Annotated in this window: 23 protein-coding genes; 20 read left to right on the top strand and 3 right to left on the bottom strand. The window is 52.7% G+C overall.

Annotated features, from left to right (window positions below):
* Nucleotides 1-41: 41 nt before the first annotated feature.
* From Q0882_RS02540 to Q0882_RS02455, 18 genes are all read left to right on the top strand, one after another.
* Nucleotides 42-1,700 (top strand): ATP-binding protein, encoded by a 1,659-nt coding sequence (locus tag Q0882_RS02540; protein WP_299177604.1) that lies wholly within the window; start codon nt 42-44, stop codon nt 1,698-1,700.
* On the top strand, nt 1,700-2,287 hold the full coding sequence (gene cobO / locus Q0882_RS02535; protein WP_299177602.1) for a cob(I)yrinic acid a,c-diamide adenosyltransferase: 588 nt from the start codon (nt 1,700-1,702) through the stop codon (nt 2,285-2,287). Before Q0882_RS02540 ends, cobO begins: the two co-directional genes overlap by 1 nt.
* Complete coding sequence (locus tag Q0882_RS02530; RefSeq protein ID WP_299177599.1) at nt 2,287-3,624, top strand: cobyrinate a,c-diamide synthase; 1,338 nt, start codon at nt 2,287-2,289, stop codon at nt 3,622-3,624. The genes cobO and Q0882_RS02530 overlap by 1 nt, the downstream gene beginning before the upstream one ends.
* A gap of 6 nt (nt 3,625-3,630) precedes the next feature.
* Nucleotides 3,631-4,761, top strand: coding sequence for a cobalt-precorrin-5B (C(1))-methyltransferase (locus tag Q0882_RS02525; protein WP_299177596.1), 1,131 nt, complete (start codon nt 3,631-3,633; stop codon nt 4,759-4,761).
* On the top strand, nt 4,758-5,585 hold the full coding sequence (locus Q0882_RS02520; protein WP_299177593.1) for a precorrin-6A/cobalt-precorrin-6A reductase: 828 nt from the start codon (nt 4,758-4,760) through the stop codon (nt 5,583-5,585). Before Q0882_RS02525 ends, Q0882_RS02520 begins: the two co-directional genes overlap by 4 nt.
* On the top strand, nt 5,575-6,216 hold the full coding sequence (locus tag Q0882_RS02515) for a precorrin-8X methylmutase (protein ID WP_299177590.1): 642 nt from the start codon (nt 5,575-5,577) through the stop codon (nt 6,214-6,216). Before Q0882_RS02520 ends, Q0882_RS02515 begins: the two co-directional genes overlap by 11 nt.
* Nucleotides 6,216-7,496 carry a precorrin-6y C5,15-methyltransferase (decarboxylating) subunit CbiE gene (gene cbiE, locus Q0882_RS02510; protein ID WP_299177587.1) on the top strand — a complete coding sequence of 427 codons (1,281 nt, stop codon included), beginning with the start codon at nt 6,216-6,218 and terminating at the stop codon, nt 7,494-7,496. Before Q0882_RS02515 ends, cbiE begins: the two co-directional genes overlap by 1 nt.
* Entirely contained in the window at nt 7,493-8,218 is a 726-nt protein-coding gene (gene cobI, locus Q0882_RS02505) for a precorrin-2 C(20)-methyltransferase (RefSeq protein ID WP_299177584.1), read from the top strand. Before cbiE ends, cobI begins: the two co-directional genes overlap by 4 nt.
* Nucleotides 8,218-9,003, top strand: a complete 786-nt coding sequence (locus Q0882_RS02500; protein ID WP_299177582.1) for a cobalamin biosynthesis protein — start codon at nt 8,218-8,220, stop codon at nt 9,001-9,003. Before cobI ends, Q0882_RS02500 begins: the two co-directional genes overlap by 1 nt.
* A 13-nt stretch (nt 9,004-9,016) precedes the next feature.
* On the top strand, nt 9,017-9,793 hold the full coding sequence (cobJ, locus tag Q0882_RS02495) for a precorrin-3B C(17)-methyltransferase (RefSeq protein ID WP_299177580.1): 777 nt from the start codon (nt 9,017-9,019) through the stop codon (nt 9,791-9,793).
* Nucleotides 9,794-9,925: 132 nt separating this feature from the next.
* A complete protein-coding gene (gene cobM, locus Q0882_RS02490; RefSeq protein ID WP_299177577.1) occupies nt 9,926-10,717 on the top strand; it encodes a precorrin-4 C(11)-methyltransferase in 792 nt (263 codons plus the stop codon).
* Nucleotides 10,718-10,722: 5 nt separating this feature from the next.
* Nucleotides 10,723-11,802 (top strand): cobalamin biosynthesis protein CobW, encoded by a 1,080-nt coding sequence (gene cobW, locus Q0882_RS02485; protein ID WP_299177575.1) that lies wholly within the window; start codon nt 10,723-10,725, stop codon nt 11,800-11,802.
* A 39-nt stretch (nt 11,803-11,841) separates the two neighbouring features.
* Complete coding sequence (gene cobN / locus Q0882_RS02480) at nt 11,842-15,717, top strand: cobaltochelatase subunit CobN (RefSeq protein ID WP_299177573.1); 3,876 nt, start codon at nt 11,842-11,844, stop codon at nt 15,715-15,717.
* 230 nt (nt 15,718-15,947) lie between these two features.
* On the top strand, nt 15,948-17,438 hold the full coding sequence (locus Q0882_RS02475; protein WP_299177571.1) for a cobyric acid synthase: 1,491 nt from the start codon (nt 15,948-15,950) through the stop codon (nt 17,436-17,438).
* Nucleotides 17,435-18,382: an adenosylcobinamide-phosphate synthase CbiB gene (gene cbiB / locus Q0882_RS02470; protein ID WP_299177570.1), complete on the top strand. Its 948-nt coding sequence runs from the start codon at nt 17,435-17,437 to the stop codon at nt 18,380-18,382. The genes Q0882_RS02475 and cbiB overlap by 4 nt, the downstream gene beginning before the upstream one ends.
* A complete protein-coding gene (locus Q0882_RS02465) occupies nt 18,379-19,485 on the top strand; it encodes an aminotransferase class I/II-fold pyridoxal phosphate-dependent enzyme (RefSeq protein WP_299177568.1) in 1,107 nt (368 codons plus the stop codon). The genes cbiB and Q0882_RS02465 overlap by 4 nt, the downstream gene beginning before the upstream one ends.
* 94 nt (nt 19,486-19,579) lie before the next feature.
* Complete coding sequence (locus Q0882_RS02460) at nt 19,580-20,731, top strand: sirohydrochlorin chelatase (protein ID WP_299178408.1); 1,152 nt, start codon at nt 19,580-19,582, stop codon at nt 20,729-20,731.
* A gap of 445 nt (nt 20,732-21,176) precedes the next feature.
* The gene (locus Q0882_RS02455; protein WP_299177565.1) at nt 21,177-22,943 is read left to right on the top strand and encodes an ATP-dependent endonuclease; all 1,767 of its coding nucleotides are present in this window, start codon (nt 21,177-21,179) and stop codon (nt 22,941-22,943) included.
* A gap of 50 nt (nt 22,944-22,993) precedes the next feature.
* Here Q0882_RS02455 and Q0882_RS02450 read toward each other — a convergent pair whose 3' ends face one another.
* The 3 genes from Q0882_RS02450 to Q0882_RS02440 form a co-directional block, all read right to left on the bottom strand.
* Entirely contained in the window at nt 22,994-23,269 is a 276-nt protein-coding gene (locus Q0882_RS02450) for a DUF3817 domain-containing protein (protein WP_299177562.1), read from the bottom strand.
* 301 nt (nt 23,270-23,570) lie between these two features.
* Nucleotides 23,571-23,846, bottom strand: coding sequence for a DUF3817 domain-containing protein (locus tag Q0882_RS02445; RefSeq protein WP_299177559.1), 276 nt, complete (start codon nt 23,844-23,846; stop codon nt 23,571-23,573).
* A gap of 67 nt (nt 23,847-23,913) precedes the next feature.
* Nucleotides 23,914-24,327, bottom strand: a complete 414-nt coding sequence (locus Q0882_RS02440; RefSeq protein WP_299177556.1) for a group II truncated hemoglobin — start codon at nt 24,325-24,327, stop codon at nt 23,914-23,916.
* Between the two features lie 155 nt (nt 24,328-24,482).
* Here Q0882_RS02440 and Q0882_RS02435 point away from each other — a divergent pair, with 155 nt between their 5' ends.
* Together Q0882_RS02435 and Q0882_RS02430 are read left to right on the top strand one after the other, a co-directional pair.
* Nucleotides 24,483-25,142: a YdeI family protein gene (locus Q0882_RS02435; protein ID WP_299177553.1), complete on the top strand. Its 660-nt coding sequence runs from the start codon at nt 24,483-24,485 to the stop codon at nt 25,140-25,142.
* Between the two features lie 154 nt (nt 25,143-25,296).
* A complete protein-coding gene (locus Q0882_RS02430) occupies nt 25,297-25,587 on the top strand; it encodes a hypothetical protein (RefSeq protein WP_299177550.1) in 291 nt (96 codons plus the stop codon).
* Nucleotides 25,588-25,701: the final 114 nt, after the last annotated feature.

The following is a 25,701-nucleotide window of genomic DNA, read 5'->3' as shown; positions in this document are numbered from 1 at the left end:
GATAATTTTTTCGGTGAAAACTGGAATCAAAAGGTAACAGAATGAGCAGATCTCATTTTCCATTTACAGCGGTTTGCGGCCAGGATCATTTCAAGCTGGCCTTGATTCTGGCTGCGATCAATCCTGCCATCGGCGGGGTAGTGATCAGTGGCCCGCGGGGCTGCGCTAAATCGACACTGGCGCGGGGGTTTGCCGATCTGTTACCGGAGCATCAGCCCACTGAGGTTGAGGCAGAACAGCTGTTGCCGGCTGAGTTTGTGACTCTGCCTCTGGGCGCCAGTGAAGAGATGTTGCTTGGTTCGCTGGATCTGGAACAGGTGCTGAATGATAAGCAGGTTAAGTTCCGTCCGGGGTTGCTCAGCCGGGCCCATGGTGGAGTTCTCTATGTAGATGAGGTCAATCTGCTGCCCGATCATCTGGTTGACCTGCTGTTGGATGTCGCCGCTTCCGGTATCAACCGGGTGGAGCGTGATGGCATCAGTCATCACCACCGTGCCGAATTTCTGCTGGTGGGTACGATGAACCCGGATGAGGGTGAGCTGCGACCGCAACTGCATGACCGTTTTGGCTTATCGGTACAGCTGACCAACCAATACACGCCACAGGAGCGGGTCGAGATCGTTAAGCGAAGAGAGCTGTTTGATACCGATCCGGAGGGCTTCTGTGAACACTATCGTGCGGGTCAGCGTGGTCTGATCCAGCGGATCAGTCAGGCTCGACACCGCCTGTCCAGCTTAAATTGCAGCGAGGCTTTGCGCTTGGAGATTGCGGTACGCTGCAGTGATTCACAGGTTGATGGGCTGCGGGCTGATATCGTCTGGTATCGCGCCGCGCTGGCACATGCGGCGTTCAATCAGCGAGATCAGATTGAGATGATCGACATTGATGCGGTAGAGGAGCTGGTTCTGGCACATCGACGCAACGCCACCCCACCGGCATCACCCCCGGATAATCCGGCACCCCCTTTTCAGCGCCCGGAAGCAAGTCAGTCTGAACGCGACAGCGATCAGGGTGAGTGGGGCAGTATGCCCGCGCAACAACAGAAAACCGCCGATCAGGCTGATCTTCCTCTGGAGCGTTTCAAGCAGACTGAACTGAGCCAGTTGGGCAGTGAGAGGAGCCGTGGAATAAGTCAGCGTCCAGACTGGTTCGCGACACTGTTGCACAGCCTGCCGGAGTGGCCTCCACGCTCCCTGCGTTTTCGCCGTCAGCAGCAGCGACCAGATGTTCTGCATCTGGTCCTGCTGGACAGATCTGCTTCGACGCTGAAAGCGCAGAGCTTTGCGCACGCAAAAGCTGCACTGCTGCAGATTTCAGAACAGGCCTACCTGCAACGTGAACAGATCGCACTGTTTGGGTTTGGTAACAATCAGGTTGAAAACCTGCTCTCAAAGGTCAGAGCGCCGAAAGAGCTACGTAGCTGGCTCGATCAGTTGGGCGCGGCGGGGGGTACCCCGATGCGTGAGGTGTTTGAGAAAGCGCAAAGCTACCTGCGGCAACTCAAGAAACAGAGTCCGCAACTACAGGTGCGCTGTTATGTCCTAACGGATGGGCGTAGCAGCAGCTCGTTAGCGGGTGTTGATCTGCCGGGTGAAGTTGTCTGGATCGATACGGAAATGAGTGCAGTAAAGCGGGGCCGGGGTCGTGAACTGGCGGCTGAGCTGAATGCATCCTATCTCTCAATTGCAGGAGCCTATTGATGAAATCTCATCAGGAACGCATGGCAAAGAAAAAAGAGGTGATCGATAAACGGATCGCTCAGGCCACCGAGGAGCGTGGAGTGCTTATCCTCCTCAAAGGTAATGGTAAAGGTAAAAGCAGTTCCGCTTTTGGGACCATGGCGCGCTGTGTTGGGCATGGAAAAAAAGCAGCCGTGATCCAGTTTGTAAAAGGTCGGACTGAAACCGGAGAGTATAAACTTTTCCGTGACCATGAACTGATCGATTGGAATGTGATGGGGCACGGATTTACCTGGGAAACACAGGATAAAACCCAAGATATCGAAGCGGCGCAGAAGGCCTGGGCGTTAGCTGAAACGTACCTGCAGGATGATCGTTACGAGATGCTGGTGTTTGATGAGCTCAGCTACATGTTCAAATACAAATACCTGCCACTAGAGCCGGTGATTGAAGCCCTGCAGAAACGCCCTAAGCATCAGAGCGTCATGATTACCGGGCGGGTTATGCCCGAGGGGCTGGAAGAGATCGCTGATACGATCAGCAGTATCCGAGATGAGCGCCATGCGTTTCGCCTTGGGGTTAAAGCGCAGGCAGGGATTGAATTCTGATGGCTGAACCGCAATCTGTTAAGTGCCCGGCGCTGTTTCTGACGGCACCCAGTTCGGGTGAGGGAAAAACGACCATCACCGCTGCTTTAGCGCGCTATTTCCGTGATCAGGGCAAAGTGGTGCGGGTGTTCAAGACCGGCCCCGATTATCTCGATCCACAGATTCTGGCACAGGCCAGTGGTCAGGATGTTGAGCAGCTGGATCTGTGGATGGCGGGTGAAAACTACTGCCAGCAAAAACTCTTTGAAGCGGCGCAGACGGCCGACCTGATTCTGGTGGAAGGTGCGATGGGGATGTTCGATGGTGAACCCTCCAGTGCTGATCTGGCCGCACGCTTTAATATCCCGGTTGCCATTGTGATGAATGTTAAGGGGATGGCTCAGACGGCAGCTGCCATTGCGACGGGGTTGGCGAACTATCGAGATGATATTCAGGTTGCAGGGTTGATCGCGAATAATTGCGGCACAGAGCGTCATGCGCAACTGATTCGTGATGCGTTGCCAGAATCACTGCCGCTACTGGCGACATTAGCGCGTGATCCCGAGGTAGCCCTGCCGGAACGTCATCTGGGCCTGGTACAGGCTGCGGAGGTGTATGATGAACTGGAGCATCGGTTTGATCTGGGAGCCCAGTGGATCAAGGGACCCTTAGCCGAAGCCAACCAGATTACCGAACTGCCCGAACCGGTTGCGTTTCTGAGCGCAGAGCTACCCGATCTGGAACCTCTGCTAACGGGGAAAACGATCGCCATCGCCAAAGATGAAGCGTTTAGTTTTATCTACGATGCAAACCTTCGATTGCTTGAGCAGATGGGGGCAGCGCTTAAATTCTTTTCACCTTTACATGATGATCAACTGCCTGAAGCAGACAGCCTCTGGTTACCTGGCGGTTATCCGGAACTACATGCCAGGGCCCTATCTGAGAATCAAACCATGCAGGCGCAGATTCGCGATTTTCATCTTGCGGGTAAACCGATTCTGGCTGAGTGTGGTGGCTTCCTCTACTGCCTGGAAGATCTGACGGACCTTGAAGATAACTGCTTACCTATGGCAGGGCTGTTACAGGGTAACGGTGCGATGCGCGGAAAACGCGGTTGCCAGGGGATGCAAACAGCGATGCTGCCCGAGGGTGAAGTGCAGGCCCATGCACATCACCGCTCCCGTAGTGCTGCGACACCGGAGCCGGTTGGCTATGGCCGTCGTCAACGTCACCCCGCGCCGGGTGAGGCGATCTACCGGGAGAGAGGACTGACTGCAAGTTATCTGCATCTGTTTTTTGCCTCAAACCCGGAAGCAATTGCGGCTATTTTTAGCGGTAATCTGGAAGAGAGAGGTTAACCTCACATGTGGCCTGAAAGTAGCGAAAACCAACAGCAACAGTTACGCAGCGGTTTAACCACCGGTTGCTGTGCGACTGCATGTTGTGTGGCTGCAGCACAGGCGCTACTGGCAGAAAAACAACCGCAAAAAGTAGAAGTGTTACTGCCCCGGGGCCAGTTGGTAGAGCTGGAAATTATTGCCTACCAACCGCTTCAGGGTGAACAGGGTATACGAACTGCAACGATCAAAGATGCCGGTGATGACCCCGATGTAACCCATGGTGCAACCGTATTTGTAGAGCTACGCCTGCTTCCGGACACGGGTGTTGTCTTCAAGCCTGCTGCCGGTGTTGGAACGGTCACCCGTGAAGGGTTGGTGCTTGAGGTGGGTGAACCGGCGATCAATCCGGTACCCCGTCAGATGATGATGGATCATCTGCACAAGGCTGCCGGGGTTTATGGCTATGAGGGTGGTTTTGAGGTGTCTGTGGGTGTGGAGAGAGGTGAACAGATCGCCCTGAAAACCATGAATCCCCGTCTGGGGATCATGGGGGGATTGTCGATTCTCGGCACGACCGGGATTGTCCGTCCCTACTCCTGTGCCGCATATATTGCGTCAATTCGTCAGGGTGTCGATGTGGCAAACGCCAACGGCATTCAACATCTGGCGGCCACCACCGGCAGTACCAGTGAGGCCGCGATTAAAGCCCAATATCAGCTGGATGAGATGGCGCTGATTGAGATGGGCGATTTTGTCGGCGCACTGCTTAAGCATCTGCGCAAAGTGCCGGTCGCAAGGCTCAGCATCTGTGGTGGTTTTGGCAAGATGACCAAACTGGCGAATGGGCATATGGATCTGAACAGCCGTAGCTCCAGTATTGATTTCCAGCATATGGCGTTGCTGGCTGAAAAATTGGGGGCTGATGCACCCTTACTGGAAAAAATTCGGGCAGCCAATACCAGTATGGAAGTGCTGCAGCTCTGTCAGGTTGAGGATATCGATCTGGCTCAAGCGGTGTGTACACAGGCACTGCTGGTCGCAGAAGAGGTTGTGCATAAAACACAGCCCCAGATCGAGATAGAGGTCTGGGCTACGGACCGTAAAGGCAACTTTGTCGGCCATGCACAGAGCCAGCCTGCATCAGGGGAATCATGATGAATATCCTGATATTGGGTGGTACCTCCGATGCACGAAAGGTGGTTAAAGCTCTGGATCAGCAAGGGCTGTTAGGTGAAAACCGACTTATCTACAGCATCGCAGGGTTGGTACGCGTCCCTGAACTACCCTGCGAGGTTATCTCGGGTGGTTTTAGCCAGTGGGGCGGACTGGTGAAATACCTGCAAAAGCATAAGATCGATCTGTTGTTAGATATTACCCATCCATTTGCAAAGAGGATGAGTACGACAGCGGTAGAAGCGGCAGCTGAGTTATCGATCCCCTGCTGGCGTTTCCACCGCGAAGAGTGGACCGCTCAGGCAGGAGATCAGTGGCGGCTATTCAGCGATATGGATGCTCTGGTCATCGCTGCAGAAAAGTATCGCTCTGTGCTTTTAACTGCAGGTCAGTTATCGCAACAGGTGATTGATCAGCTAGCCCGTTATGCACAACACAGAGGGCAGAAACAGGTAATACGTACGGCGGCACCGGCGCAGGCGGTTTTACCGGATGCGATGGTGTGGTTAAAGGCGATCGGCCCGTTTAAGCATGAGGATGAACGTGCTTTGTTAGAGCAGCATAAGATCGACCTGCTGATTAGTAAAAACAGTGGTGGTGCTGCGACCGAAGCGAAGTTGAGCGCTGCACGGGAACTCGGTATTGAGGTGTTTATGTTACAACGCCCGGATCTGCCCGAGGCGGATCAGACCTATAGAGATATTGGGTGTTGTGTTAAGGCAGTTAAGCATTTTGTGACCGGGAAAACCGGTGCAAGCCAGTCAGGCAATTCACAGGTACAAGGTAGAAGAAACCGTGGCGTTTGAGTACGAAATTAATCCACAGGCGATCGAGAAAGATAGCTTCCGACAGATTCGTGAGCTGACCGAGCTGAGCCGTTTTGACCGCGAACAGCAGCAGGTTGTGATGCGCATTGTCCACAGCCTGGGTATGCCGGAGCTGGCTGAACAGGTGCGTTTTAGCAAAAATGCCTGTGAATCGGGCATGGCAGCGTTGGCTGAGGAGTGTGAGATTCTCTGTGATGTCGAGATGGTCCGTCAGGGCATCACGAAACGAATGATTTCACGTTTGCCTAGCTGTTATCTGAATGACCCACGAACCGTTGAGTTGGCAAAAGAAACCGGCGAAACCCGCTCTATGGCAGCCGTCGAACTATGGCGTGATTCATTAGCGGGGAGTGTCGTGGTGATTGGTAATGCCCCAACCGCATTGTTCCGTTTGCTGGAGATGATCGAAAAAGGCGCTGAAAAGCCAGCGTTGATTATCGGAATGCCGGTCGGTTTTGTCGGTGCGGCCGAATCAAAACAGACACTTTGGGATCTACACGAGCAACTGGGGATCGAGTGCATTACGCTGCTTGGACGACAAGGCGGAAGCGCGGTTTCGGCGGCTAGCTGCAACGCACTGCTGCGCTGTAACCGTGGGGAGTATTACTGATGATCCACGTGGTTGGTTTGGGTGTCTCCCATACGGCGGAGCTGTCATCAGAAGCTCAGCGTGCACTGCAACAGGTTGATCTGGTCATCGGTTCTGCGCGGCAGCTCACCACGATTGAAGCGCTGCTGCCCATCGGCAAAACGACCGTCGAGTTGCCGAAGTTGGTTGAGTTGAAGCCTCTGATCGACGATGTTCTGGCTGAACAAAAGTCAGTCATGATCTTAGCCTCCGGTGATCCTTTGTTTTATGGCATCGGTCGTTGGTTTAGCCGTCATTTTGCTCAGTCCGATCTGAGGTTTTATCCCGCTGTATCCAGCCTGCAAACCGCTTGTCACCGGTTGGGTATCGCATTGCAGGATCTGGAAGTCCTGAGCCTGCACGGGCGGCCTTTAGCGAAACTGAAAACGCGTTTACGCCAGAATCAGCCGTTGCTGATCCTGACCGATAGTCAAAGTTATCCTCAGGCGATCGCGAAACTCTGTGTTGATTCAGGTTTTCCACATGCCAGATTAACCGTACTTGAAACGCTGGGTTATCCCCAGGAGCAGATCAGAACCTTCACAGCTGACGCGCGGGTTCTGGATAACTGTGAGTTTGATCCCCTGCATCTGACACTGGTGGAGCCGGGTCTTAACCTGGGTTACCTGCCAGAGTTTCCGGGGATCCCGGATCAGCATTTTATAACCGACGCAGATAAACCCGGCAAAGGGATGATCAGTAAGCGTGAGGTGCGTCTGAGTATTCTCTCGCTTATGCAGGTGAATGCTGAAGATCGGGTATGGGATATCGGCGCTGGCTGTGGTGGCGTTGCGGTTGAGTTAGCGTACTGGCAACCGCTGGCCAGTGTTGATGCGATTGAGCATCATCCTGAGCGCCTGGCGTGTTTGACAGCCAATCGCGAACGCTTTGGTGTGGTGAGCAACCTTAATATTGTCACTGGACGTGCTCCCACTGTACTGGCAGGGCTTGCTCTGCCGAATAAAGTTTTTATTGGTGGTAGTGGCGGGGAACTGCCACAGCTGCTCGCTCAGGTTTGGGCGTTGTTGCCAGATAAGGGAGTGCTGGTGGCAAGTGCCGTGACCGAAAACAGCAAACAGATATTAATGGATTTCTGGCAACTGCGGGCAGATGCTGGGGATAGTCAGCAGGAAACCACACAGGTTGCGGTGAGTCGGGGTGAAACTCTGGCGGGGCAGTTGATGTACCGGCCGAATCTCCCGGTAAATCTGTTTAAATTTACCAAAACGATGACAGCAACAACTGCCGGAGGTGGGCAATGAATCTGGTGAAAGGCCGTTTTATCGGTGTCGGTGTTGGCCCCGGTGACCCGGAGCTTCTGACGGTCAAAGCCTGGCGCTTAATTCAGAGTGCTGATGTGATCAGTTACCTGGTGAACGAGAAGGGTGAATCTCAGGCAAAGAAGATCGCTTCTGATGCGATCTATTCAGCAACGAGTGCGCAATCGGGTATCCCGATCTACATGCCGATGCTGACTGAGCGGGAGAGGGCAAATCGTGCCTATGATCAGGGGGCTGAAGCGATCGCAGAGCAGCTGGAACATGGTCTGGATGTGATCTTTCTCTGTGAAGGTGATCCACTCTTTTTCGGTTCTTTCAGCTATCTGCTGGAGCGCCTGCAAGGGCGTTATACCTGCGAAGTGGTACCCGGTATTACTTCGGTTAATGCTGCTGCGGCAACGCTGGTGCAGCCGCTGACCATGCTGAAAGAATCCTTTGCGGTCATTAATGGTCGACATAGCGACGAGCAGATCCTTACAGCCCTTCAGCAGCATGATTCACTCGTCATTATGAAAGCGGGGCAGGCACGCCCGCGACTGCTCAAACTGCTGGATCAGTCCGGACGCACTGACGATGCCCGGTATCTGGAATATATCGGTCGGGATAATCAGCGCATTGTGAATGATATCAGCACACTAGAGGCAGAAGCCGGGCCCTATTTTTCACTCTTCGTGATTACCCGTAGCGAGAGGCAGAGTCGCTGATGACCTGTAAGATCATAGCCCTGACCGAAGCAGGCAGAATCCTTGCTGAACGGCTGCAATCATTGATCTCTGCGGATCTGGTTTATAAACCGCAGCCATTCACCGAGCAGGTACAGGGGTTCTTTCAACAGGGCGACCGACTGATCTTTATCTGTGCTACCGGCATTGTTATGCGCACTTTGGCGCCGGTGTTACAGGATAAGTATCAGGATCCTCCTGTCTTGGTGCTGGATGAGCAGGGGGAGTTTGTCATTCCGCTGCTGTCTGGTCACGAAGGTGGGGCCAACCACTGGGCTCTTGAGGTAGCAGGGCTGTTGAACGCACAGCCGGTGATCACCACGGCTAAGGGGTATCTGAATCCGGTTTATAGTGTCGGTATGGGGTGCGAGCGTGGTTGTCCAGTCGATGAGCTTGAAAGGTTGTTGATCGCTTGCCTGCAACAGGCCGATCTGTCAGTGGAGCAGATCAGCACAATCAGCAGTATCGATATCAAAGCGGATGAGGAGGGACTGATTGCGCTGGCTGATAAGCTGGGTAAACCCTATCAGACCTGGGATAAAACCAGACTGTCCGAGATGGAGCCGCTGCTCAGTACGCGCTCGGACTATGTATTCAAGACGGTGGGTGTTTATGGTGTAGCGGAATCTGCCGCACTGCTCAGCGCACAGCAGCAAACCGGTCAGGCCCCAGAGTTGATCCTGAATAAACAGAAAACCAGGAAGGCTACCTGTGCAATTGCCAGAAGTTATTCCGGTGTAGGAAGCGCGACTTGCGCGAAGAATTAATAAAGAGAATTGAATGTCGAAACTATTTGTAGTGGGCACCGGCCCGGGTGACAAGCAACTGGTCGCACCCAAAGCGCTGGAAGCGATAGCGGTAAGTTCCGATCTGGTCGCTTACGGTCTTTATCTGGATCTGTTGGGTGATGTTTGTGATAACAAACAACACCATGATCTGCCCTTGGGTGAGGAGATCGGCCGTGCGCGCCTGGCTCTGGATCTGGCAGCCAGTGGTAAAACCACCGCGCTGATCTCCAGTGGTGATATCGGTATCTACGCGATGGCAACGCTGGTGTTTGAGCTGCTGGATCAGCAGTTACAGGGCAGGGAAGATCATCCGGAGTGGCTGGATGTAGAGATCGAGGTGATTCCGGGTATCTCTGCGATGCAGGCGGGTGCCAGCCGTGTAGGTGCGATGTTGGGGCATGATTTCTGTACTGTCTCGCTGTCGGATCTGCTAACCCCCTGGGAAACAATAGAGAAACGTATCCACAGCGCGGGTGCCGGTGACTTTGTGATCTCTTTCTATAATCCGGTATCGAAGAAGCGCGACTGGCAGCTCAATCATGCCCGCGACATCCTGCTGCAATATCGCCCGGCGGAAACACCGGTGCTGTTAGGACGACAGCTGACCCGTGAAGATGAGTCGGTGAGGATCATCACTTTGGGTGAGCTGGACGCCAAAGATGTGGATATGTTCACGCTGGTGAGTGTGGGGAACAGTGAATCCCGCCACATTGTGAATGGTTCGAAAGAGTGGGTGTATACCCCGCGCGGCTACAGTAAAAAATTATAATCAGGTGTGAAGGTATTTTTTCTTGTGGGAGCGGCTTCCAGCCGCGAAAAGAATCGGCGCAGTACCCAAGGGCATCGAAAATGCGCCTCCCACAGTTGAAGCTTCGCTCAAAGCCAATCATTGGATTTAAATATGACAGTCTATTTTATCGGCGCTGGCCCCGGTGATCCGGAGCTGATGACCCTCAAAGGTCATCGCATATTGCAACAGTGCCCGGTGGTGCTCTATGCCGGTTCTTTGATTCCGCGTGAAGTACTGGAAGTGGTAGAGGGTAGGGCGGAGAAGATCGTTGATACCGCCACGATCGATCTGGATCAGATCACCAAGCATATTGTTCTGGCGCATAAAGAGGGCAAAGATGTTGCCCGCCTTCAATGTGGTGATCCTTCGCTCTACGGAGCGATCGGTGAGCAGATCCGCCGCCTTGAAGCTGAAGGTATCGACTATGAAGTGATCCCCGGTGTCAGCGCAGTGGCCGCATCAGCCGCTTACCTGAAGAAAGAACTGACCCTGTCCGGTGTGTCACAGACGATCATTATGACCCGCTATGAAGGCAAGACCCCGTTCCCTGAGCGTGAGCGTCTGCCTCAGCTGGCACAGAGCGGCGCAACACTGGCGATTCACTTGGGTGTAACCCGTATCCATAAAATTGTGGATGAACTGATCCCTCACTATGGCGAAGATTGCCCGGTTGCGGTCTGTTATCGCAGCTCATGGCCGGATCAGGACAAAGTGACCGGCAGATTGGGGGATATCGTCGCCAAAGTCCGTGAAAAAGGCTTTACCCGTACCTCACTGATTCTGGTGGGCCATGTCCTGGATACCGATGAGTTTGCGGACTCCTATCTGTACGACAAAGATCAGGCCCACGTATTTCGTAAGAAAGATCACAACGCCAAAATTGTTAAAGAGACAACAGAGTAACGATCATGCAACTGAATAAGATTCCAACGACTGTAGTAACTGGTTTTCTGGGTAGCGGTAAGACAACCCTGCTTTCCAGTGTTTTGAAACAGGCGGCAGGTAAGCGTATTGCCGTGATCGTAAATGAGTTTGGCGAGCTGGATATCGATTCTGATCTGCTACGGAGTTGTCCACTCGACTGTGAAGATGAGTCGGCTGCTGAAGGCGGCGCTCAGGGCGAGCAGGGTTTCTATGAGCTGGCTAACGGTTGTATCTGCTGCACAGTAGAAGAGGAGTTTCTGCCGGTGATGCAGCAGCTGGTTGAGCGTCGTGATGATATCGATCACATACTGATTGAGACCAGTGGTCTGGCGCTGCCAAAACCGCTGGTGCAGGCATTCAACTGGCCGGGTATTAAAGAGTACTGCACCGTGGATGCGGTGATTACGGTGATCGATGGTCCTGCGGTTGCAGCGGGTCGTTTTGCCCATGATGAAGCGCAGGTTCAGGCACAGCGCCTGGCGGATGAGAGCCTGGATCATGATCCAAGCCTGAAAGAGCTGCTGGAAGATCAGCTGAGTGCTGCCGATCTGGTGGTGGTCAGCAAAAATGACCTGTTGTCTGAAGCACAGCGTGATCAGGTTGAAGCGACGGTCAACGCCAAGGTGCCTGCCGAGGTGAAAACCTCCTATATCAGCAACGGTGAAGCTGATCTGGAGATGCTGATGGGGCTCGATTGTGCGACCGAGGAGCGTATCGAAGCGGTGCACAACCATCACGATCACCATCATGATCACGGCCATGATCATGATCACGCCCACGATCATTTTGACTCCTTTGTGATCGCTATCGGCGAAGTCGATAGCGATAAGCTACAGGGCATTCTGAAAGGCCTGTTGAGCGACTTTAACATCTACCGTGCTAAAGGCTTTGCCGCGTTACCCGGTAAGCCGATGCGTCAGGTGATGCAGGCGGTGGGTAAGCGTTTAGACGTTTATTTCGATCGCCCATGGGGCAGTGATGAGCGTAAAACCCAACTGGTCTTTATCGGTAAAGGGATCGATGAAGCGACTATCAAAGCTGCGCTCGAAGAAGCGCTGGTTTGATCTGAACCGATTTAGTAACTCGCTACACGTGACGACGTAATGCATCTACTTGCCGCTCAACCCGGTGGATTTGTCGATGATGAAGGGATCATCGACCTGAATCAGACTCCGGCGGATATTGTCATTCTCTCTGCGGCCGACAGCTCGTTGGCCGCGCTCTCTGATGCTGTCTGTCTGTTTTCAGCGCAGCCCGCTGAAGAGCAGAGGGAGAGCCCCTCAGTGCGTCTGGCTAACTGGATACAGCTGCTGAAACCGGCTGCGTTTGATCTGTATGAACATAAAGTGCTGGAGCAATCTCAGGTTGTTGTATTGTCACTGCTGGGTGGCGCGAGTTACTGGCAGTATGGTTTTGAACGTTTGCAGGCCTGGGCTGCCGCAGACCGTGAGCGGACGCTGATTATTGTCCCCGGAGACGATACCCCGGACCCGGAACTGTTTACGGCGAGCTCTGTAGCGGATCAGGAGGCGATGCGGATCTGGCGCTACCTGCGTGAAGGCGGGGTGGATAACAGCGTACATCTGCTGAACTGCCTGAGCGATCAGTACCTGCAAGTAAAGTGTTTATGGCATGAGCCTCGACCGCTACCGAAGTGCATGATCTATCTGCCGACGGATAAAAAAGGGCAAACACCCACCCGATTACAGGCGGCTACCTTTAGCGAGTGGCAGCTGCGCCAGAGGGGGAGTGAAGAGAAACCTGTCGCACTCCTGCTGTTCTACCGCAGCCATCTGCAAAGCGGTAATACCCAGATGTTTGATCAACTGATTGAGCAGTTGGAGGAGAAGGGGTTAGCGCCGTTGCCGATCGCAATCGCTTCTCTCAAAGATGCGGAATCGCTGGCGCTGGTGAATGCGCTGCTGGAGCAAAGTGACGCCAGCCTGATTATCAACAGCACCGGCTTTGCTTCAAATACCGTAGCCAGCCCGGATCTTTGCTCCCAACCGAGTGAGTTCTACTCTCCGTTTGTGCGTAAGGTGCCGGTGCTGCAGCTGGTACTCTCCAGCAGTACTGAAGAGGATTGGCTGACGCATGCTCAGGGTCTGCGTAGCCGCGATATAGCCATGCAGGTGGTCCTGCCAGAGATGGATGGCCGGGTTCACACCCGTGCGTTGAGCTTTAAAACGGAAGATCACTTTGATGAGCGCAGTCAGGTATCGGTGGTGCGTTATCAACTGCATCGGGAGCGGGCGGGGTTTGTCGCTCGGTTGGCGCGACGTTTTGCTCAACTGGCTGAGAAACCCAATGCAGAGAAACGTATCGCGCTGATTCTGGCGAACTACCCCACCAAAGATGGTCGGATAGGAAACGGGGTTGGGTTAGATACCCCCGCTTCAACGGTCAATATTCTGCGCGCTTTGCAGCGGGCCGGTTATCCACTGCAGGATATTCCCGACAATGGCGACGCCCTGATTCAGGAGCTGCTCGGGGCGGTCACCAATAACCCCAACACCCTGCATACCCTGCCATGCTGGCAGAGTATGGCACTGGATGATTATCAGCGTTGCTTTGAACAGCTTCCTCAAGCCTGTCAGCAGGCCGTCAAAACGCAGTGGGGAACGCCCGATCAGGATATTAAATATCGCGATGGCCGGTTGATGCTGTCGGGTATTCGTCTGGGTGATACCTTTATCGGCATCCAGCCCGCCCGTGGTTTTAACATCGATCTGGCGGCTAACTATCATGACCCGGATCTGATACCCCCCCATAACTATCTGGCGTTCTACTTCTGGTTGCGTGAGTGTTATCAGGTGGATGCGGTTGTGCATGTGGGTAAACATGGCAATCTGGAGTGGCTTCCGGGTAAGGGCAGTGCGCTTTCTGAAGAGTGCTGGCCGGATATCGCATTGGGGCCGATGCCTCACTTCTATCCGTTTATTGTGAATGATCCCGGCGAAGGCGCGCAGGCAAAACGGCGTACTCAGGCGGTGATTATCGACCATCTGATGCCACCGATGACCCGCGCCGAAACCTACGGCGAGATGGCGGTGCTGGAGGGATTGGTGGATGAGTACTATCAGGCGATGGGGATGGATGATAAACGCCAGCAGTGGCTGCGCGATGAGATCCTGAAGCAGGTCAGATCGACCCACCTTCTCGAAGAGCTGGGCCAGACATCGGATGATGAAGATGCTGTTCTGAATGAACTGGATGCCTACCTCTGTGATATCAAAGAGGCGCAGATCCGTCACGGTCTGCACCGTTTAGGTGAACTGCCTGATACTGAAAAGCTTGCGGATACCCTGGTTGCTCTGCTGCGGCTGCCGCGGGGTGATGACGCCGACAGTCAGGGGATTCTGCATAATCTGGTGCAGGATCTTAAGCTACAGATTGAGGGTGAACCGTTTAATCCGCTGGAAGCGGGCAGCCGGAACTGGGTTGGGGATAAGCCCGCTTGTCTGCAAGTACTGACTGAGGATAACTGGCGCAGCGAGGCTGATACCCGTGAGCGCCTGGAGCTGCTGGCGGTTAAGCTGGTCAGTGATTATGTGTTAGCTGACAGATCACTTGATGCCTTAGATAATCTGCCACGAACCTCCCAGCAGTTGGCTTATGCACGGGCAACTATCCACAAGGCGCTGCTGCAAAGTGCTGAACTGGAGATCAGATCCCTGATTGCCGGTTTAGGGGGGGCGTTTGTGAATCCGGGGCCCAGTGGTGCCCCAACTCGCGGTCGGCTCGATACCTTGCCTACCGGACGTAACTTCTACTCGGTGGATAACCGTTCCATCCCATCACCGGCGGCCTGGGCGATCGGCGAGCGTTCTGCACAGGCGTTGATTGAACGCCATCTGCAGGAGCAGGGTGATTACCCGCGCACGCTGGGGTTATCGGTCTGGGGTACGGCAACGATGCGTACCGGCGGTGATGATATAGCTCAGGCATTTTCTCTTATGGGAGTCAGGCCGATCTGGGCACCGGGCTCAAATCGGGTGGTTGATTTTGAGGTGATCAGTTCACAGCTGTTAGGTCGTCCCCGCGTGGATGTCACGCTGCGTGTATCCGGGTTTTTCCGTGATGCATTCCCCAATGTGATGAAACTTTATGATGCGGCGGTGCAGGCGATTGCTGCGCTGGAAGAGCCGGGTGACAGCAACACCATTGCAGCACATATCCACAAGCGCGAGCAGGAGCTGATTGCCGAGGGGATGACTGCCGAAGACGCGCAACGGCAGGCCAGTTACCGTGTGTTTGGCAGTAAACCGGGGGCGTATGGTGCCGGATTGCAGGGGCTGATTGATGAGCGCTGCTGGGAGCAGAAGAGCGATCTGGCCGAGGCCTATCTGAACTGGGGCGGTTACGCCTATTGTGGGGATTGGGGTAATCAGAAAGGTGATGGCGTTGCTGCGCCACAGGCGTTTCAGCATCAGCTCTCTCAGCTGGAAGCGGTGGTGCAGAATCAGGATAACCGCGAACATGACCTGCTGGATTCAGATGATTACTACCAGTTTCAGGGGGGCATGAGTAACGCGGTTGAGGTTTACCGGGGCGAAGCGCCGCAGGTGTATCACAGCGATCACTCAAATCCGCAAAAACCGAAGGTGCGTACCCTGAAAGAGGAGCTGAACCGGGTGATCCGTTCGCGCTTACTCAACCCGAAATGGATCGATGCGATGCAGGAGCACGGCTATAAAGGCGCGTTTGAGATGACCGCCAGTGTCGATTACCTGTTCGCCTATGATGCAACCACCAACCTGATCGCAGACTACCAGTATGAAAAGGTCAGCGATGCACTGGTGTTTGATCAGAAAAATCGCGAGTTTTTAGAACAGCATAACCCCCATGCGCTGGAGGAGATGGCCGAGCGATTATTGGAAGCCACCCAGCGGGGTTTATGGCAGGAACCGGGGGAGTATTCGGATAAGTTGCAGGATCTGCTGCTAGAGCTGGATGAAAAACAGGAAAGCGCTCTGTAGGAGGGGCGTCTCGCCCCGAAAATAGGAAACCGTCGTAGGAGGGGCGTCCCGCCCCGAAAATAGGAAACCGTCGGTAGGAGGGGCTTCCCGCCCCGAAAATAGGAAACCGTCGTAGGAGGGGCGTCCCGCCCCGAAAATAGGAAACCGTAGGTAGGAGGGGCGTCTCGCCCCGAAAATAGGAAACCGTCGTAGGAGGGGCGTCTCGCCCCGAAAGGCATATTGAGAGATAGATGAAGCAATTCAGATCACCACACACCTTGATGGTACAAGGCACCACCTCTGACGCGGGCAAGAGCATCGTTGTCACCGCGCTGTGCCGTATTCTGGCCCGGCATAAAATCTCGGTAGCACCCTTCAAACCGCAGAATATGGCGCTGAACAGTGCTGTGACGGCTGAAGGGGGGGAGATCGGTCGTGCTCAGGCGGTTCAGGCAGAAGCCTGTTATCTGCCCGCCTCGGTGGAGATGAATCCGGTATTGCTGAAACCTAACAGCGATATCGGCGCACAGGTGATCCTCAACGGTAAAGCGATCGGTAATATGAAAGCGACCGAGTATCACACCTTTAAACCGCAACTGCTGACTGAAGTGATAAAGAGTCATACCCAGTTACAGGAAAAATACAGCACGGTGATTGTGGAGGGGGCGGGAAGCCCTGCGGAGATCAATCTGCGGGAACATGATATCGCCAATATGGGGTTTGCTGAGGCGGTTGACTGCCCGGTGATCATTGTGGCGGATATCGACCGTGGAGGGGTGTTTGCCCATCTTCTCGGTACCTACGAACTGCTCTCCGATTCTGAAAAAGCGCGGGTCAAAGGGTTTGTGATCAACCGCTTTCGGGGGGATGTGACACTACTGGAACCGGGGCTGGATTGGCTGGAGGAGCGGACCGGTGTACCGGTGCTCTGTGTCATCCCTTACATCACTAACCTGCATATCGAGGCGGAAGACGCGGTTAACCAGCAGCAGAAGAGCAGTGGTGAGAAGCCGCTTAAAGTCGTTGTGCCGCTCTATCCCCGCGCCAGTAACCACACCGACTTTGATGTCCTGCGGATGCACCCGCAGGTGGATTGTGAATTTGTGCGTGACCCGCAACAGTTCAGTGGTGCAGACCTGATCGTACTACCGGGCAGTAAAAATGTGCGCGGTGATCTGAACTGGTTACAGGAGAGTGGCTGGGAGAGCGTGATTCAGCGCCATCTGCGCTTCGGTGGCAAGCTGATCGGCATCTGTGGCGGCTACCAGATGCTGGGCGAGTGGATTCATGACCCGGATCAGATCGAGTCTGCCGCAGGCTCCAGCAAAGCACTGGGTATTCTGCCGCTGGAAACCACCCTGACCGGAGATAAACTGCTGCGCAATGTACGTGGTGTGCTCTGCGGCAGCGAGATAGCGGTGAGCGGGTATGAGATCCATGCCGGTATCAGCCGTGGGCCTGCACTGGACAACCCTCTGTTTGAGTTGGAAGTGGAGGGGGAGGTGCATACCGATGGCGTGCGTGATCCCGCTGATCAGATCCTGGGAACCTATCTGCATGGTGTCTTTGATCAACCCGAGTTATTACAGACATTATTGGAGTGGGCCGGGCTGAGACAGCAGCAGGGATTTGATTATCCCGCCTTTCGTGAAGCGCAGATCAACCGTCTGGCGGACAGTGTGGAGGCGGTGATGCCCGTTAACAGGCTGCTTAAGCTGCTGAACCTTGAGGAGCAGGGATGAGTATTGCGTTAAGTCTGATGATCGCCCTGCTGCTCGATTACCTCTTTAAGGAACCGAAGCGGTTCCATCCGCTGGTGGGGTTCGGCAATCTGGCGGCTGCTCTGGAGCAGCGCTTCAACCGGGGCGCGGCGAAGAAGCGCGCAGGCGTTCTGGCCTGGTCTGCCGCTGTTATACCCATATCTTTGGTGGCGCTCTGTGTTGATCTTCTGTTAGACGGCTCTCCGGTCGTGTCGGCGCTGATCGGCGGTGTCGTCCTCTATCTGGCGATCGGGTGGCAGAGTTTGCTCAGCCATGCGCTGGCGGTAGCGGCCCCGTTAAAATCAGCTGATATCGACAGTGCACGGGCTGCGGTGGGGATGATCGTGAGTCGTGATACCTCTGAACTGGATCAAACCGCCGTAGCGTCAGCCGCAACAGAATCGGTACTGGAAAATGGTGCTGATGCGGTCTTTGCAGCGATCTTCTGGTTCTGCCTGTTGGGTATTCCGGGTGTGGTGCTGTATCGCTTAAGTAATACATTGGATGCGATGTGGGGCTACAGGAACGAGCGTTTTCTGCAGTTTGGCTGGTGTGCGGCGCGGATGGATGATCTGCTGAACTTTATCCCGGCACGTCTGACCGCCCTGAGTTATGCACTGGTGGGGGAAACTCAGATTGCACTGCAGAGCTGGAAGCAGCAGGCTGCGACCTGGAAAAGCCCCAATGCCGGCCCGGTGATGGCCGCCGGTGCGGGTGCGATCAATGTCTCCCTCGGAGGCGCGGCGATCTACCACGGCCAGCTACAGCAGCGCCCACCCCTGGGCCCTGAAAAAGGAGCGCAACCCTCTGCCCAGAGTATTGAGGAGGCCTGCCATCTGGTGAACCGCGTCCTGATGCTGTGGGGCGTAGCGCTTTATGTTGGCATAGCCCTGATCGTAGCGATCAGTTCAGGGGTGCCAGCGTGAGTGACCTGATTCATGGGGGGGATCTTCAGACGGCGCAGCGCCGTTTCGGTATTCCGCTGAGCGATTGGCTCGACCTGTCCACAGGGATCAATCCCACCGCTTATCCACTGCCGGAATTAACAGCAGAGCTGTTTCAGCAGTTGCCCTACCAGTCTGAGGCGTTCGGGGCTGCGGTGCACTGTTACTACGGTGGCGAGGGTGTGGCCTGTAGCGGCACTCAACAGGCGATAGAACAGCTACCTCAGCTGCTACCATCCCTGCCGGTTTTACTGCCGGAGTGCGGTTATCAGGAGCATCGCTATAGTTGGGGTGCATCGGGTGCAGCGCTCAGTTACTATCCGGCGGACGATCTGGATCGAGCAACGGCAGGTATCGAACAGCACCTACAGCTGGGTGAACCCTTTCACCTGCTGCTGATCAACCCGAATAACCCAACCGGACTGCAGTTTTCACCGCAACAGATCTGTCAGTGGGCCGAACGGATGCCGCAAGGGGGGTATCTGATCGTTGATGAAGCCTTTATTGATCTCAGTCCTGAACAGAGTGTGCTGAGTGATTATGCTCGATTCTCAGCGTTGGGAAACCTGATCGTTCTACGCTCATTCGGGAAGTTCTTTGGTCTGGCCGGGATCCGTCTTGGCTTTATCTTCGCCAATGAGAGCTTGATGGCCCGGATGACAACGGCCTTTGGCCCCTGGGCGGTAAACGGGCCGGCGCAACAGATTGCGATCAACGCCCTGCAGGATAAAACCTGGCAGCAGAGAGCGAGCGCGCAGATCACGGTCAGTGCCGCGCTCACCCGCCAGATCTGGCAGCCTCTGGCCGAGGCGGTCGATGCAGAGTGGCTGGCGAGTGATGGCCTCTTTCTCAGCTTCAGGCTGAAGCGTGAAACTGCCAAGCAGATCTATCAGTTTTTTGCGCAGCGGGGCGTGTTGATCCGCCTTGTTCAGGGTCACGAATTAAACGGTTTTCCACCGGGAACCGATGCAGAACAGCCGCATCAAACCTGCCTGATACGCAGTGGCTTGGTGGATGCAGAAACAGAACAGCAGTGTGAGAGACTGAAACAGGTTATAAGTGAGTTCTTACTTACACTGGATTGATCTATAGATGGGGTCTTATTCGTAAGAGATACCCCTTAGAATAATGATGTTTGAATGACAAGTTGGAGAAAGCCCAGTGCCTAAAAAAGGTATTATGGTGTGTGGTCACGGTAGCCGTGACAAAGATGCAGAGAGAGAGTTTGGCCGCGTTGCAGAGGGACTGAAAAAGCGTTTCCCGGAGATGCCGGTTGAGTACGGTTTTTTAGAGTTTTCTGCGCCGAATATTCATATGGGGCTTAACTCCCTGATAGAGCAGGGTGTAGAAGATATCTACGCTGTGCCGGGCATGCTGTTTGCCGCAACCCATGCGAAGAATGATATCCCCTCCGTACTGACCACCTACGCTGAGAAGAACGAGGGCGTAGAGGTGCATTACGGCAAAGAGCTGGGTCTGCACCCGGCGATGATCGAAGCGTTTCAGGCGCGTATCTATGAATCGATGGGACTGGATCCGGAGAACCCGCCGGAGAGTCTCTATGACACCCTGCTGGTGGTGGTTGGCCGGGGTACCTCCGATACTGAAGCTAATGCCGAAGCGGCGAAGCTCACCCGTATCGTGAATGAGAACATGGGCTTTGGCTGGGCCGATATCGTCTACTCCGGTGTGACCTACCCCTCCGTAGGTGTGGGCCTTGAGCGCCTGATGAAGCTGGGCTTTAAGAAGATCGTGGTTGCGCCTTACTTCCTCTTCACCGGTCGTCTGATCAAACGTATTTTCGGATATGTGGATAAAGTGGCGGGTGAAAATCCGGGTATCGAGTTTATCAAAACACCCTACCTGAACGATCATGAGAAGGTGATCGACGCCTTTGAGATCCGCGTTCGTGAGATTCTGGATGAACAGCCTCAGGGCGATGAAACCCTGATGGAATCTTTCCAGCGCCGTCTGGCCGCGGGTGAGGTGGATATCCACCACCACCATGCGGAGTTTAATCCGGAGGGTGAGGGCGAACATAGCCACGATCACAGCCATGAGCACTCACACAGCCATGGGCATCACCACCATCACGGAGAAGGGCATAGTCACTCCCATACGCATGGGCATGATCACTCTCACGGCCATTCACATGAGCACGGCCACTCCCACGGCGTGTATAAGCACATCGGGCACCCATTAGGCCCCCGCACCATGATCGGCGAAGGGATCTGCTGCTGCTTTATGAGCCAGTTCCCCGAAGAGATTCTGGAAGAGGAGAAGGAACGGATCGCTTTATGCGATCCTAAGGACGCCCTCGCTCATCGTTGATGAGCAAGAGCTAGAGAACGCTTCGCTTTCAGGACGCGGCGCTGCTGCTAGAGGACGCGACTGCGTCGCTAGAGAAAAAGATTTAAGACCCGGTACTGCCGGGTTTTTTATTGCAGAAACCAGCATGTCATTCCTAATAAGGAAGGAACCCTCAACACCAAGCTATCACTCCTGCGAAAGCAGGAATCTATAACTTTTTAGCCTCGGTAAAGGTGGATATAACCACCGCAATAAGCCTATTTATTCCATGAGTAACTTATGTAAGGATAAAGGCATACTTTTCTCCATGGAGGAGAAAACCTCGGGCAGGGAAAGCTTATGCGGTTTATTCAGACACACGCCAACCCTGATTTTTTCAAAGATATTTACGCCAATTTGTCGTCATTAAAAGTGACAACCTGTCGTATATTTAGCTGTTATGGCCTTATAGAAATCGGAGCTCAGTTTGTCTGAAGTAAGAATTAGTTCAGTAAAGTTTACAAATTTTAAGGCATTAAGGAATTACTCTGTAAGTTTCAGTGAGACTAACATTCTAGTTGGTCCTAATAATGCTGGAAAATCCACAATAATTAGCGCATTTAGAATCCTAGATGTCGCTCTTCGTAAAGCACGAAGGCGAAAAGCAGAAAGAGTACCTCTACCAAGTGGAAGTACCGGTTTCGGCCATAGAGTGCCTGAGCAGCAAATTAGTGTCTCTCTAGAAAATGTGGCAACTGATTACAATTCAGAAGATAGTAAAATCGAATTTAGGTTAACTAATAGAAATAAGCTTTTTCTATTTTTCCCTAGTGAAGGCGGTTGTATCTTGCACTGGGAAAATGAAGGTAGTGGAGTAAATACTCCTGCTCGGTTTCGAAATGCCTTCCCAATAAATATTCAAGTTATTCCTGTTCTGGGTCCTCTGGAACATGAGGAAGCATATGTAAATGAGGATACAGTTAAAAACTCCTTAAATACACATAGAGCTTGCAGGCACTTCAGAAATTATTGGCACTATTTTGATGAAGGGTGGGATGATTTTTCTGAAATGATTTCATCAACCTGGCCTGAAATGCAGATTAGCAAGCCTGAATTAGATATACCTAACAGAAAATTAAGTATGTTTGTCTCTGAGGATAGGATTGATCGAGAGGTTTACTGGGCAGGATTTGGATTTCAGATTTGGTGCCAGCTCTTAACTCACTTATCACGGTCAAGTGATGCCAGCATTGTTATTATAGATGAACCCGAGATATATCTTCACCCAGATGTGCAGCGTCAACTGCTAAGTATTCTTAGAGGGCTGGAATCTGATGTGCTTCTCGCTACTCACTCTGTAGAAATAATGGGAGAAGCTGATCCTTCGGAAATTCTATTAGTTAACAAAGGCGCACGATCCGCTAAAAGGCTCAAAGATATTGAAGGGGTTCAAGTGGCTCTTGAAGCTCTAGGCTCCACGCAAAATGTTACGCTGACTCATTTGGCTAGAACTAAAAAGATTTTGTTTGTGGAAGGTATGAGCGATTACAAATCCGTGAGAAGGTTTGCTAAGAACCTTGAGCTTCATGACTTAGCTTCAGGCAATAACCTAACAGCATTCGAATCAGGTGGATTTTCATCGTGGGAAAAAATTAAATCATTCGCTTGGGGAGTGAAAAACACGATAGATGCAAATATGAAACTATTTGCAGTCTATGATCGAGATTATTACTGCCAAGAAGAATTAGATGGTATTTTGGAGAGTCTACAGGCTGAGCTTACCCATGCGCATATTCATGAACGAAAAGAAATGGAAAATTACTTTCTTGTATTGCCTGTTCTTCAGAGAGTTTTAGAAAAACAGATTGAAAATAGACAGCGTAGGTCTGGTGAAGAAATAAATATTGATAAAAATATCACCGACTATCTGGAAGAAATTACAAGTAAACTGAAAGTGGATGCTCAATCACAATATATAGCTAAACGAATTACTTACCATCAAGGGAGCAGTGTTGATACAGGTACTATTAGTAGAGAAGCTATTGAAGTGTTTGAAGGGATATGGGCAAATATCGATACAAGGATGGGAATAGTGCCTGGAAAAACCACTTTAAGAATGCTTAGAAATTCAGTGCAGGACGATTACAAGGTAAACCTAACCGATGTACAAATTATTGATGAATTTCAAAGAGATGAAATACCGCAAGACTTGTACGATTTAATAGAACAACTGGAGCTCTTCCGTGCAAGCTAAGATTAAAGGGGTCAGAGCCCTTTTCTCAACCATACAAAAAAAAACCGGCCTTACGCCGGTTTTTTTTGTTCTTGCTTCTGCAAAAAGATCTCGGTGGGGATAAAAGCAAAGGGGATAAGGGCAGCTGCCATTAACAATAGCTGCTGACGCGATTTCCAGCCTGTGTTGTTCGACATCGCCAGCATCATATAGATCATAAACAGGATGCCGTGGGTCATCCCGATAGAGGAGACATAATCGCGGCTGATATAGCCCAGCGTGACGCTCAGAATCGCCAGGTAGGAGAGGCCTTCAAGCAGGCTGGTGATGCGGAATAGTTTGATCATTCAATAAGCTCAATAATGGGTAGTCGGTCGCTGTTGTTAAATCACTGAAGGGTTATCTACCAAAGGGTTATCTGCGGCATGCCTGTGTGATTCTCTCTGCTGGCACCCGGAGTTGTTTGATCAGGTACACCTTAAACGTTTCTTCATAGGGCTGCTTTTCGACCGCTTTCTGCATACACAGAATCCATATTTCGCTGTCCTCCGCCACAATGGGGAGGTGGCTGTGGGCGTGAGGAATACGAAATTAAAGGGGTCAGAGCCCTTTTCTCCTTAACTACATGAGCCATACAAAAAAACGGCCTTACGCCGGTTTTTTCTGTTCTTGCTTCTGCAAAAAAATCTCGGTGGGGATAAAAGCAAAGGGGATAAGGGCAGCTGCCATTAACAATAGCTGCTGACGCGATGTCCAGCCTGTGTTGTTCGACATCGCCAGCATCATATAGAGCATAAAGAGGATGCCATGGGTCATCCCGATAGAGGAGACATAATCGCGGCTGATATAGCCCAGCGTGACGCTCAGAATCGCCAGGTAGGAGAGGCCTTCAAGCAGGCTGGTGATGCGGAATAGTTTGATCATTCAATAAGCTCAATAATGGGTAGTCGGTCGCTGTTGTTAAATCACTGAAGGTTTATCTACCAAAGGGTTATCTGCGACAGGCCTGTGTGATTCTGCCTGCTGGCACCCGGAGTTGTTCGATCAGGTACACCTTAAACGTTTCTTCATAGGGCTGTTTTTCGACCGCTTTCTGCATACACAGAATCCACATCTCGCTGTCCTCCGCCACAATGGGGAGGTGGCTGTGGGCGTGAGGAATACGGATGGTGCCATAGTTTTGAGAATACAGCTTGGGGCCGCCTAACCAGCCGGAGAGAAAATAGGCTAATTTCTGGCGTGATTCGGTCAGGTCGTCCGGGTGCATTTTGCGAATGGTTTGCGCCTCGGGTAACTCATCCATGATCTGGTAAAAATCATCGACTAACTGGGTCAGACCGGCTAATTCCCCTGCCATTTTGTAGGAGTTGTCGTTGACGCCATATTCACAGCTGGGAGTATTCATTCGTTAATCTCTTAGACGCTTCACTCTAAAACGTTTTATTCTCAAACGCTTTTTGCTCAAAAAGAGGCATTCTATCAACTTATCTTGCCCAATACTTGTCGCTGCTTCAGGAGGGGGGCAATCAGCCTTAATCTGAAAATCCCTTTGAGCTTTGAGTGCAATCCCTCCCGGTGATCGGTATATTTTGTAGCGAAAAGCAGCACCCTCTGACTGAGAACATCCATCTGCGGCCAACGACCCCTATGCCTAAATCTGATCCAGCATCGACCACCCCCTTCTCAACCCCTGAAGCGCTTGGCCAGTGGCTCAGTGAAAACCATGCGTCTGAAACGGAGTTGTGGATAAAACTCTTTAAAGTGAAAAGCGGTATCCAAAGTGTGACCTGGGATGAGGTGGTGGTTGAAGCGCTTTGCTGGGGCTGGATCGACGGTATCAAACGGTCGATTGATGAGCAGGCATATCTGCAGCGGATTACTCCGAGAAAGGCCAGGAGTGTCTGGTCTAAACGTAACCGTGAGCACGCTGAACGCCTTATCAAAGAGGGTCGTATGACTGAGGCAGGTAGGTTGCAGGTCGAGGCGGCGAAGGCGGATGGTCGCTGGGATAATGCTTATACGGCCAGCGAGATGGAGGTGCCGGAGGATTTCCTTAACGCATTGGAAAGCAAACCAAAGGCGAAAGCGTTTTTTGATAGATTGCCCAAATCAAAGCGCTATGTGATAGCGCATGGCTTAATCAGTGCGAAGAGAGCGGAAACCCGTCAGCGTCGATTTGAAAAATTTATGGATACGCTTGAACGTGGTGAGCATCCATAGCGTGAGTTTATTGGCAGAGCCCTTAAGGGGGCTGCTTACCCATTTAGAGATACTGACAAGCTCACCCCTCACGAGGGATAATAGCGGCGGTGCTGGCGCATCAATGGGCCTGTGTGTTTGGTGTGGGTTAACGTATCAGTTCTTAAAGGTTGGGATGAGTAGCAGAGAGAGAGCGAGAAAGCCCGATGTATCTGAGGCGATGAAAGAGCTGATTGAGCAGGTGAGAGAGGTGATCCCTTTTGATATTCCGCCCGCCCAACTCTGTGATGGCCCTTGTACGGGTTGTCCAAAGAAGCTGATCGAATACCTGGATACTGAGCTCGAGGAGTGGGAGTACCGGATCAAACAGGATCAGCAACCCACCCTAGGGGATCTGCATAGTTTAGGGAAAACCAGCAGGAAAATTCACGCGGTCCTGAAGAAAAACGATCTGGTTCGGGACTAAGAGATCTCTAACACCATCATTTGATCGGGATCGGGCTTACCCCCTGTCAGCAAAGATTAACCTCAGTTCGGCAGGCTTTCGATTGTTAGACTTTTGTATTAGAGAAAGCTGCTT

The sequence above is a fragment of the uncultured Neptuniibacter sp. genome (genome assembly GCF_947498015.1).
In the GTDB taxonomy this organism is placed as follows: Bacteria; Pseudomonadota; Gammaproteobacteria; order Pseudomonadales; family Balneatricaceae; genus Neptuniibacter.
The sequence above is the reverse complement of the archived record's forward strand: the minus strand, read 5'-3'. Positions and strand labels throughout refer to the sequence as shown.